Annotated in this window: 10 protein-coding genes; 2 read left to right on the top strand and 8 right to left on the bottom strand. The window is 66.0% G+C overall.

The features are described from left to right. Window positions 1-284: 284 nt before the first annotated feature. Together lpdA and GF399_09985 are read left to right on the top strand one after the other, a co-directional pair. Window positions 285-1,673 carry a dihydrolipoyl dehydrogenase gene (gene lpdA / locus GF399_09990; GenBank protein ID MBD3400646.1) on the top strand — a complete coding sequence of 463 codons (1,389 nt, stop codon included), beginning with the start codon at window positions 285-287 and terminating at the stop codon, window positions 1,671-1,673. Between the two features lie 384 nt (window positions 1,674-2,057). Next, the gene (locus GF399_09985) at window positions 2,058-2,606 is read left to right on the top strand and encodes a hypothetical protein (protein ID MBD3400645.1); all 549 of its coding nucleotides are present in this window, start codon (window positions 2,058-2,060) and stop codon (window positions 2,604-2,606) included. On the opposite strand, the gene mnmA is transcribed toward GF399_09985, so the two are convergent. The 8 genes from mnmA to GF399_09945 form a co-directional block, all read right to left on the bottom strand. Beyond that, window positions 2,603-3,697, bottom strand: coding sequence for a tRNA 2-thiouridine(34) synthase MnmA (mnmA, locus tag GF399_09980; protein MBD3400644.1), 1,095 nt, complete (start codon window positions 3,695-3,697; stop codon window positions 2,603-2,605). The two genes, GF399_09985 and mnmA, sit on opposite strands and share 4 nt — an antisense overlap. A 99-nt stretch (window positions 3,698-3,796) precedes the next feature. Next, the gene (locus GF399_09975) at window positions 3,797-4,786 is read right to left on the bottom strand and encodes a KpsF/GutQ family sugar-phosphate isomerase (GenBank protein ID MBD3400643.1); all 990 of its coding nucleotides are present in this window, start codon (window positions 4,784-4,786) and stop codon (window positions 3,797-3,799) included. 156 nt (window positions 4,787-4,942) lie between these two features. After that, on the bottom strand, window positions 4,943-5,779 hold the full coding sequence (locus GF399_09970; GenBank protein MBD3400642.1) for a DUF3800 domain-containing protein: 837 nt from the start codon (window positions 5,777-5,779) through the stop codon (window positions 4,943-4,945). Beyond that, window positions 5,731-6,207, bottom strand: coding sequence for an HAD hydrolase family protein (locus GF399_09965; GenBank protein ID MBD3400641.1), 477 nt, complete (start codon window positions 6,205-6,207; stop codon window positions 5,731-5,733). Before GF399_09965 ends, GF399_09970 begins: the two co-directional genes overlap by 49 nt. Window positions 6,208-6,323: 116 nt before the next feature. Continuing rightward, window positions 6,324-7,169, bottom strand: coding sequence for a 3-deoxy-8-phosphooctulonate synthase (gene kdsA, locus GF399_09960; GenBank protein MBD3400640.1), 846 nt, complete (start codon window positions 7,167-7,169; stop codon window positions 6,324-6,326). Between the two features lie 214 nt (window positions 7,170-7,383). Next, window positions 7,384-8,043: a uracil-DNA glycosylase gene (locus GF399_09955; GenBank protein ID MBD3400639.1), complete on the bottom strand. Its 660-nt coding sequence runs from the start codon at window positions 8,041-8,043 to the stop codon at window positions 7,384-7,386. A gap of 128 nt (window positions 8,044-8,171) precedes the next feature. Beyond that, on the bottom strand, window positions 8,172-9,467 hold the full coding sequence (gene coaBC / locus GF399_09950; GenBank protein ID MBD3400638.1) for a bifunctional phosphopantothenoylcysteine decarboxylase/phosphopantothenate--cysteine ligase CoaBC: 1,296 nt from the start codon (window positions 9,465-9,467) through the stop codon (window positions 8,172-8,174). 272 nt (window positions 9,468-9,739) lie between these two features. Then, window positions 9,740-9,944: T9SS type A sorting domain-containing protein (locus tag GF399_09945; GenBank protein MBD3400637.1), on the bottom strand; the 205-nt coding region annotated here is incomplete at its 5' end.

Here is a 9,944-nt window from a genome sequence, read left to right as displayed (position 1 = left end):
GGCACGGTTTTTGCGGAGGCGGACCGTTGCCGCCGTTTCAACGGTCGCCGAGATGCAAAAACCGTGCCGGTTCCGGCCCGCAAGCCTCCACAACCGACCGGCTTTCCCGGAATCTGTCGCGGGTCTGCGGACCGCTCATCCCGAACGGGTGGATCCGCTAAGGACCTTCAGGCTAAGGTCTTCACGTTGACAGAGATAGCTTGATGTGCTACTTTACCCGCAGCTGACGATCAGCGAATACCCCCCGCTACCGCTAATCAACCCCGACAGCGAAAGGAACCTCCTTGGCCCACATCGCCATCCTCGGCGGCGGACCGGCCGGCTACGTCGGCGCCTTGCGGGCGGCCCAGCTCGGCGCCCGCGTGACCCTCGTCGAAGAGCGCTGGCTGGGCGGCACCTGCCTGCACGTCGGCTGCATCCCGACCAAGACCCTCGTCGACGCCGCCACCCTGTACCGCGAGTTGAGCGATCGTTCCTTCAAGCGTTCCGGCCTGGCCCTCGACAACCTGCGCTTCGAGCTGGACGAGCTGCGTAAGCGTCGGGATTCGACGGTCAAGCGCCTAGTGACCGGCGTGCGCGGCCTGCTCGAGAAGGCGGGCGTCGAGGTTGTCGAGGCCCGCGGCAAGCTGAGCGAGCCCGGCGTGCTACGCTGGGAGAACGGCGACGATGAAGGTGTCATCGAGGCCGACTATGTCCTGCTCTCGACGGGTTCCCAACCGGCGAAGCCCCCGGTGCCGGGCATCGAGCTGGCCTGGACCAGCGCCGATGCCGTGGCCTTGCCCGAGGTTCCCGAGCGCCTGATCGTCATCGGCGCCGGGGTCATCGGGCTGGAATTCGCCTGCATCTACAGCGCTCTGGGTAGCGAGGTGACCGTCGTCGAGATGCTCGAGCGGGCCCTGCCGATGGAGGACGCCGAGTTGACCGAGGTGTTGTCCAAGCAGCTCAAGCGCGCCGGGATAACCGTCCATACCGATACCCGGGTGCTGGGCGTCGAGGAGCTCGATGACGGCGGCTACGAGGTGACGATGAGCCGCAACGGTGACGAGCGGGACCTGCGTAAGGAGTGCGACCGCGTGCTGGTGGCCACGGGACGCAAGCCCTCCCTCAGCGGTATCGACACCGGATCCCTCGGTCTGGAGGTTCAGCAGGGCGGGCTCGTCGTCGACGCCAGGCTGCGTACTACGCTGGAACGCACCTACGCCGCCGGGGATTGCATCGGCGGCCACATGCTGGCCCACGTGGCCAGCTATGAGGCCGAGGTCGCCGTCGAGCACATGATCACCGAGGACGGCGAGGTGCATTACGATTGTGTCCCGCGCTGCGTCTTCACCATCCCCGAGCTGTCGGCGGTGGGCTTTAGCGAGGACGAGGCCGCCACGGCCGGTATCGAGGTTCTCGTCGGCTGCTTCCCCTACCGGGCCTCGGGCAAGGCCCTGACCGCGGGCCACACCGCGGGGTTGGTCAAGGTCATCGCCGACGCCGCCGACAACCGGGTCATCGGCGGCGGGGTCTGCGGACCCCGGGCCAGCGAGCTGATCGCCGAGCTGGCTCTGGCCTGCGCCAACCGCTTGACCCTGGACCAGGTCGCCGAGACGATTCACGCTCACCCCACCCTGCCGGAGATGGTCCGCGAAGCCTCTCTGGACGCCCTGGGACGCGCCCTGCACATCTAACGAGCGAGCCAACCGCGACGACAAGGGAACGGCCCGGCGCCGTTCCCTTGCGCTATCCAGTCCTTTGGCCGAGCGTGGGCTGAGGTAACGCTCCGGGATCGCTGTCAGTCGGAAGCGTGATCGCCTTTGAAAAACAGCCGGTTTTGCTCGGCGTGCGCCGGCAAACCAGGCAGCGCCGGAACCGGCACGGTTTTTGCATCTCGGCGACCGTTGGGCCGACGGCAACGCTCCGCCTCCGCAAAAACCGTGCCGGTTCCGGCATGCCGATCAACGTTCGCGCCGCGGCGGCGGAAGGCTGTTTTTCAAAGGCCGGTCGGTTCGACGGGGAAGGGCTCGTTGGGGGGTGCTTGCTGGACGGAAAACTACAGTTTGCGAAGGAGGATCATGCGACAGCGATTGGTATTGTGCTTCGTGCTGCTGCTGTCCGTCGTGATGTCGGCTGAGGAAACGGAGCTCTACTGGGACGACGGCGAGTTTTACGGTGCGGTCTCCGAGACGGGTTGCTGGGCCGTCGAGTTCGAGAAACCGAGTGAGGAGGGCTCGCTGACTCAGGTGGGCCTGTTCACCTGGGCGGTCTGGCGGGAGCGCGGGTTCGACGGTGAGCTGCGGGTCTATTCGTCGTCGGGCGGCGCGCCGGGTCAACTGCTCGACAGCCGGGCCTGCGAAGCAGCCGGTGAAGGTTACTGGCAGTGGGTCGACGTCGCCGTCGAGGTGCCGACGCAGTATTTCTACGTCGCCTGGTACGACGGCGAGAACGCCTTTTATCTGGGTCGCGACGTTGCGGCCAGCGGACACTCCTGGCACCGGCCCGTCGGGGGCGACTGGGGTCAAACCGACGCCTACGGCGACTTGATGCTGCGCTGCCGGTGGGACGACAATCCGATCGGGGTGACCGGGGGTAGCTGGGGGGCGGTCAAGGCTCTTTACCGCTAGGGTCGGGGCAGGCGGATCACCCCGCCGCCGACGACGAGCTCGTCGGCGTAGAGCACGGCGATCTGGCCCGGGGTCAGCGCCCGTTGGGGGGCGAGGAAGCGCAAGCGCAGCGTCCCGTCGTCGCGTTCCAGCACCTCGACGGGGGCGCCGGGGTGGTTGCGGCGCGGTCGGCAGGTGAGCCCGGCGGGCGGGGGTTGGTGGAGCGGCCCCTGGAGCTCGACATCGATCTCCCGGCTCCAGAGCAGCTCCTCGGGGCCGACGAACAGGGCCCGACGACCGGGGTCCTTGGCGACCACGTAGAGCGGTTCCGCCGTCCCGCCGCCCAGGCCCAGGCCCCGGCGCTGGCCGATGGTGTAGCGGAACAGCCCCTGGTGTGTGCCAAGCTCGCGGCCGTGGTGGTCGAGCAGCGGTCCGGGCAGGGCCTGTTGCGGGGCGCGGCGGATCAGCTCGGTGGCGAGGGAATCGGCCAGGGCGGGGCAGAGGTCCATGCTGTCGGGGCGCCGGGCGGCGATCAGCCCCCAACGGCGGGCCAGCGCGCGGACCCGGCTTTTGTCCAACCCGCCCAGGGGCAGGACCAGCCGCTCCAGCAGCTCCGGGGCGAGTTGGTGGAGGAAGTAGGACTGGTCCCGTTCCCGCGCCGCTGCGCGCCTGAGTCGGGGTACGTCGTTGACGACGGTGACGCGGGCGTAGTGGCCCGTGGCGATCAACCGGGTTCCCCGGCGTTCGGCCTCCCGGGCCAAGACGGCCAGTTTGAGCCGGGCGTTGCAGTAGGGGCAGACGCTGGGCGTTCCGCCGGCGGTCGCGATGCGCAGGGCCTCCCGCAGCACCGTTCGCTGGAATTGTGCCGCCGCGTCGTGGACCGTGAACTCGATCCCCAACTCCGTCGCCGTGCGGTGGGCGGCGTCCAGAGCGGCCGCTTCCGCCTCGCGCTGCGCACAGGTGCGGACGAACAGACCGCCGACGCGGGCTCCGGCCCGGTGGAGCAGACCGGCGGCGACCGCCGAATCCACCCCGCCGGAGAGGCCGACCAGTACCGGTCGATCCGCCGTCCGGGTACGCAAGTCCGCCGACTGCTTTTCCGGTCCGTCCATAGCTTCATCTACCGTTGGATTATCCGGCCAGCGCCGCTGATACCACGCGGGGGCTCCGGCTCGACCGGGGCCCCCGTCGAAGCGTTGCGGCCCAGCGGCTCAGGCCTTGCGGGTCCAGAACTGCCGCCGCCCGAGGGCGTCGTGGAGGTGGATCAACCCCAGGGGCCGGCCGTCGTCGACGACGACGAGGGCGGTGATGTTGTGGGTTTCCATCAGCGCCACGGCGTCCTCGGCGCTGGCCGTGGGGGCGATGGTCTTGGGCTCCGGGTTGAGCATCCGGCGGGCGATCAGGCCCGCCGTCCGGCCGTCCGCCAGCATCCGCAGGACGTCTCCGTTGGAGACGACGCCGGCGAGGGCGCCGTCCGCGGCGGTGACGACGACGATCCCCTGACGCTTGGTCGCCAGTTCGGCGACGACGGCGTCGAAGGAGGCGTCGACGCCGACGACGGGGAATTCGTCGCCGCTGATCAGCAGCTCGGCGACGCTCAGGGAGCGCAGCCGCTGACCCAGCCGGCCGCCTGGATGGAAGCGGGCGAAGTCGTCGGCCTTGAACTGCTTGAGCTCCATCAGGGCCACGGCCAGGGCGTCGCCCAGGGCCAGGGCCGCCGTCGTCGAGGTCGTCGGGGCCAGGTTGAGCGGGCAGGCTTCGCGCTCGACGGCGGCCTCGAGGACCACCGTCGCCGCCGCGGCCAGCGGGGAGGCGGCGTCGCCGACCAGGGCCACGACGGGGGCCTCCAGGTCGGCTAGCCGGGGCAGCAGGGCCAGCAGCTCCTCGGTGCGGCCGGAGTTGGAGATCGCCAGCACCACATCGCCGGGGGCCACCATGCCCAGATCGCCGTGGACCGCCTCACCGGGGTGCATGAAGAAGGCCGGCGTGCCCGTCGAGGAGAGGGTAGCGGCGATCTTGCCCGCCACGTGACCGCTCTTGCCGATGCCGGTGACCACCGCCCGTCCGGCGCAGTCGCGTAGCAGGCGGACCGCCTCGGCGAAGGAGTCGTCGAGGCGGTCGGCCAGGGCTTCCAGGGCGGCGGCTTCGATCTCCAGCACCTCGCGCCCAGCGGCTAGGAGTTGTTCGTTCGAAAGGGTCATGGTGGGAACCTTATCGTAAGCTAGCTTCTTTAACCGTCATTATCCATACCCATAGCTTGACAAATCCTGAAAAAAAGACTAACCTTCGTGTGGCGGTTCGGCCAAAGGATTGCTACCCCGTGTAGCTTTCCGGAGGGCTTTACCGCCACCCTTTTTTTATGATCTTGAGGTGTATGGATCAGGCACATAAACAATACCGAATATATCCTTAGTTTCATCTTCAAAACCAATTTTACCTTTATACTGTAGTCTTGATAAACTTGGACCAAACTCTTCACCTATTTCACTACGATACTCGATTTTATCGTCAAAGAAGGGTAGCCTGAAACCCCAGTTTATACAATATATACAAACATCAGCAGCTTGAACTGGATAAGACATATCAGAAGAAACGAAAAATGGTACAGGTATTATCCGCGATGTTCTATAGCGTCCATTAGCTGTTAAAGTGAAATATTTTTGTAATCTGTTGACAAAATTGAGATCTTCCTTTTTATCAGTTTCATCCATTACTATTAAACCGTATTCATTTTCTCTTTCAAGAAAATAAAAGTATCTTTCAAATAGAAAGACCATATCTTTCCGTAGATAGTTTTCTTCACTCGCTCCATATGGTTTTTGTACCCCTTTTGGTATCATAGAAGCAAATATTACTGCATTATTGTCAATTAATAGCTGCATTAATTTTTGTGCAAAGTCGATACAGGTTTGGTGATAGACGATTATTTCCTTTCCCTGAGGGTTATCTCCTTCCCCTTTGATCTCTTTAATAAAGCTTTTCATTTCACGACTAAATAAAGCTATTTCAAGGGCCTTTATCTGGCGTATAAAGGGCCATATTCTTTCGTCTTTAATTGCCACACCCCCACGCACCTCAAAAGGGGTGTTCTTATGGTCGTGACCACTCTCGTCAACGAATAACAACCAGCTCATAAGTGTTGGTCTTAATGAGTTGTGAACCCCGTTCGCCAGGCCTCGACGAAGCCCGCCCACAGGCCCTTCGCCCGCAGGACGAGCTCGCAGACCTCGCGCACCACACCGCCGCCCCCCGGGGCGGCGCAGACGTAGTGGACCCGTCGGCGGACGTCGACGGCGGCGTCGGCGGGGCAGCAGGCCAGACCGGCCCGCTCGAGCAGGGGCAGGTCGTTGAGGTCGTCGCCGATGTAGGCGTATTCCGCGGCCCGGCAGCCGCACTCCCCCAAAAGGTCCTCGAGCAGGGCGCCCTTGTCGATGACTCCTTGACGGCAGAACTCGAGCTGGAGCTCGGCGCAGCGCCGACGAACGGCCTCCGAGGTCTTGCCGGTGATCACCCCGCGGGCGATCCCGGCGCGGCCGAGGAGGAACAGGCCCATCCCGTCCTTGACGTTGAAGAGCTTCAGCGGCACACCGGCGGCGTCGGCGTAGATCTCACCCCGGGTCATCACCCCGTCGACATCGGTCAGCAGCAGCTCAACCGCTGCCGCCCGTCCGACGAGGTCATCGACCAGGGAGCGTCCCGGATACTCGACGTTGCTCAAGTAACCTCCCGCTCGAAGGGTCAATCCAACTCGAGTTCGCCCAGCTCCCGGCGCAGGTCGTCGAGGACCCGGAGCTGGTCGATCAGGGCGCCGAAGCGCTCCAGCGGCAACTGGGTGGCGGCGTCGCTTCGGGCGTGGGCGGGGGCGGGATGGACCTCGCAGAACACGGCGTCCACCCCGCAGGCCACGGCGCCCCGGGCCAGAGGCGGGGCCAGCCGGCGCAGCCCGCCGGAGCGCCCCGCCGCACCGCCGGGTTGCTGCAGGGAATGGGTGGCGTCGTAACAGACCAGGGCCCCGCTGCGGCGCATCCGCACCAGGGAGCGCAGATCGACGACGAGGTCGTGGTAACCGAAGGTGTAACCCCGCTCGGTGAGGATGATCTCGTCGCAGCCCGCGGCCAGCAGTTTGGCCACCACGTGGTCGGTGTCGTCGGGGGCCAGGAACTGACCGCGCTTGACGTTGACCGGTTTACCGGCGGCGCCGGCGGCGCTGATCAGGTCGGTCTGACGACAGAGGAAGGCCGGCACCTGGAGGGCGTCAACGACCTGCGCGGCGGCTCGGGCCTCGGCGGGGGAGTGGACGTCGGTCAGCACGGGCAGCCCCGCGGCATCGGCGACGTCGGCCAGCAGCTTCAGCCCCTCCTCGAGCCCCGGCCCGCGGAAGCTGTCGATCGAGGTCCGGTTGGCCTTGTCGTAGCTGGCCTTGAAGATCAGGCCGACACCGCGTTCCCGGGCCAGTTCGGCCAGCGCCTCGGCCAGGTCGAGGAGGAAGTCGCGGCCCTCGATGACGCAGGGTCCGGCGATGAAGACCAGGCGTCCGCCGAGTTCGACATCACCGATGCTGAAGCTGTCGCGCGGCTGCTTCATCCACCACCCAACCTGTTGTGCTGCCGGGGCGACCTTTGACAAGGCTCCCGGCGGTTATCCCGGCCCGCGCGCTCGGAGCCGGCACGGTTTTTGCATCTCGGCGACCGTTGAAACGGCGGCAACGGTGCGCCTCCGCAAAAACCGTGCCGGCTCCGAGCCCGCGGGGTAGAAAACGTTCGCGGGCCCGGGGCCTGTTGTCGAAGGTCGCCCCGGCTTACCCGTCGGGTATTTCCAGGCCCAGCTCGGCCATCACCAGTTGCAGGTCCTCCCAGACGTCGCGCTTGGCGGCGGGGTTGCGCAGGCAGTAGGCCGGGTGGTAGGTCACCGCGACCCGAGTGTGTTCGTTGTAGGGGTGGAAGCGCCCGCGCAGGCGTTTGAGCGATTGTTTGGTGTCGAGCAGGCGGGTGGCGGCGTGCCGACCCAGGCAGCAGATGATCCGGGGCTTGATCAGGCGGATCTGGGTTTCGAGGTAGGGACGGCAGGCGGCGGCCTCGTGGGGCAGGGGGTCGCGGTTGTTGGGCGGACGGCACTTGAGCACGTTGCCGATGTAGACGGTTTCCCGCTTGAGTCCCATGGCGATGATCATCTTGTCCAGCAGCTTGCCGGCGCGGCCGACGAAGGGCAGTCCCTGCTTGTCCTCCTCGGCGCCGGGGGCCTCGCCGACGAACATCAGCGCCGCGTGGGGGTCGCCGTCGCCGAAGACGACGCTGTTGCGGGACTCGGCCAGGGAACACCTGGTGCAGGCCAGGGCGTCGCGGCGGTAGTCTTCCAGGCTGTCCCAGGGCGGGGGTTCCTCTTCGGGGGCCGGGGTGAAGAAACCGGCCGCCGGTTCGGCGGGTTTCGGCGCCGGGCTCGGAACGGGTTCGTCGGGCATTGAGGAATCAATGCGGACAGCGGCTTCCGTAGCGTTTCCCTCGGTTTCGCCGCCGGAGCCCCGGGGCAGGTAGGTCACGCCGAGGCGGGCCCAGATGCGCAACTGCTCGGCCAGTTCTCGGCGCCGACTCACTCGCCGTCACCGCCCTCGGCGCCCTCGAGCAGCTTGTGGGGCTTGAAGGGTGCTTTGGCCTGCTGGATGCGCTCCTGGATGATGTCGACGACGCGGTCGATGATCAGGTAGGCCAGAGTGCGTTTGGCCAGCTTGGGGTAGCGTTCGACGGTGCCGGATTTGTCGATCATCGTCACCACGTTGGTGTCGACGGCGAAGCCGGCGCCCTCGATGTTGGGGTCGTTGGCCACGATCAGGTCAAGGTTCTTCTCGCGCAGCTTGTCCTCGGCGTTGGTCTCCAGGTCCCGGGTCTCGAGGGCGAAGCCGACGTGGATCCGCCGGCCCTTACGCTCGCTGAGCATATGCAGGATGTCCGGGTTGCTCTTGAACTCGACCTGCATCCCGCCCTCACCCTTCTTGATCTTGTCCCGGGAGACCTTGACCGGGGTGAAGTCGCTGACGGCGGCGGCGGAGATGAAGATGTGGCAGTCGCCGTAGCTGCGCTCGACGATCTCCAGCATCTCGACGGCCGTTGTCACGCGGTGGAAGCGGACCCCCGTCGGCGGCACCAGGGAGGTCGGTCCGCTGATCAGGGCGACTTTGGCCCCGCGCAGGCGGGCGGCCTCGGCCAGGGCGAAGCCCATCTTGCCTGTGGCCGGGTTGGAGATGAAGCGTACCGGGTCGAGGGCCTCCCGGGTCGCTCCGGCGGTGACCAGGACGTTGAAGCCCTCGAGGTCCTGGGACTGGCTGAGCAGCTCCAGGGCGCGCAGGACGATGGACGGCACCGGAGCCAAACGGCCGGCCCCGGTCTCGCCGCAGGCCAGCTCGCCCTCGACGGGATCGATGAAGTGGTAACCGAAACCCTTGAGTTCGCGGACGTTGCGCTCGACAACGGGATTGGTCCACATGCGGGCGTTCATCGCCGGGCAGATCAGCACCGGGCACTTGACCGCCAGCATCGTCGTCGATAGCAGATCGTCGGCCACGCCGTTGGCCAGCTTGCCGAGGAAGTTGGCCGTCGTCGGTGCCACCACGGCCAGCTCGGCCTCGCGGGCCAGGTCCAGATGACGGTAATTGGGCAGGGCGCCGGTTTCATCGAACATCTCGGTCAGCGCCGGCCGGCCGGTCAGCGAGCTGAAGGACAGGGGTGAGATGAAGCGGGTGGCGTTGGTCGTCAGCACCGTGTCAACCTCGACCCCCTCCTTGATCAGCCCCCGGGCCAGCTCGCAGGCCTTGTAAGCCGCGATGCCGCCCGTTACGCCCAGCATCACCTTGCGTCCCTTGACCCGTTCCTTGTCGATCGCGCTGTCCATCTCCACCTGCCCCACAGTTGTGTTGGAAACGATACACGTTGATTATACCACGTTACCACAGGCGTCGATGCTGCGCCAAGGGGTAGATTGATACTGTCGGCATCTTAGGGGGTGATGGATGGAGTGTGGGCCGCTGGGATGTACTGCAGGGTGCGAGTGGTAATCGGCGATGGAGCACGGGCTCTCCAGCCTACAGTCCGCCGGCCCCCGGCCGGCAAGATGGTAAGGGCGGGATGTTAATCCCGCCCGGGTGATGCTATATCAACAACTCGCTACCGGCCGACGACCCGCCCGACGACCACCCGGCGGCTGAGCGCCGCGCCTTGCGTCTCCAGGCGCAGCAGATAGACCCCGGCTGATGCAGCGGAGCAGTTCCAGCTTACGGCGTGCCGTCCGGCGGGCAGCTCGCCCTCGGACAACACGTCCACCCGGCGCCCGGCCAGGTCGTAGACGCTCAGGCTGACGCGCTGGGCCTCG

Source organism: Candidatus Coatesbacteria bacterium (genome assembly GCA_014728225.1).
In the GTDB taxonomy this organism is placed as follows: domain Bacteria; phylum RBG-13-66-14; class RBG-13-66-14; order RBG-13-66-14; family RBG-13-66-14; genus WJLX01.
Note: the sequence above shows the minus strand (reverse complement) of the source record. Positions and strands in the feature narration are given on the sequence as shown.